This window comes from Acidisphaera sp. S103 (genome assembly GCF_009765975.1).
In the GTDB taxonomy this organism is placed as follows: Bacteria; Pseudomonadota; Alphaproteobacteria; order Acetobacterales; family Acetobacteraceae; genus Rhodopila.
Window position 1 is genome coordinate 119,835 of record NZ_LMUJ01000083.1, and the last position, 533, is coordinate 120,367.

Here is a 533-nt window from a genome sequence, read left to right on the forward strand (position 1 = left end):
TGCGTCCAGGCGATCCGCGTGGCGCGTCCGAGTGGATGACTATGTCCGCCGTTGTTGTGCGCATCGACAACGAGCGAAACGCGATTCAGTGGGTTAAGGACCTAGACCAGATGTTCGCCTGAGATAGGGGCGACCCGTCTCACAGTATGCAGGCTTTCGAGGGTTGCACCGGGTGGTCTGGTGCCGAGCCTCATGCATAGGAGACGGGTCATGGACAAGCCTATCATTTACGTTGGTCTGGATGTGCACAAAGCTACGATCGCAGTCGCACTGGCCGAAGCGGGCAAGCGGGGAGAAGTGCGCCAGCATGGCCAGATTGCGAACACGCCTACGGCCCTGAAGGGGATGGCGGCGAGATTGTCTCGCGGCGGCAGCGACCTGCGGTTCTGCTACGAGGCGGGACCCTGTGGCTACGGGATCCAACGGCAATTGACGGCGGCCGGACACGAATGTGTGGTCGTTGCGCCGTCGCTGATCCCGCGCAGGCCCGGCGATCGGATCAAGACTGACCGGCGTGACGCGATCAATCTCGC

General features: G+C 62.3%; 1 protein-coding gene. It reads left to right on the forward strand.

Annotated features, from left to right (window positions below; all coding sequences use genetic code 11):
- Positions 1-210: 210 nt before the first annotated feature.
- On the forward strand, positions 211-533 hold a 323-nt coding region (locus tag GSQ89_RS28285; RefSeq protein ID WP_371734300.1), incomplete at its 3' end, for a transposase.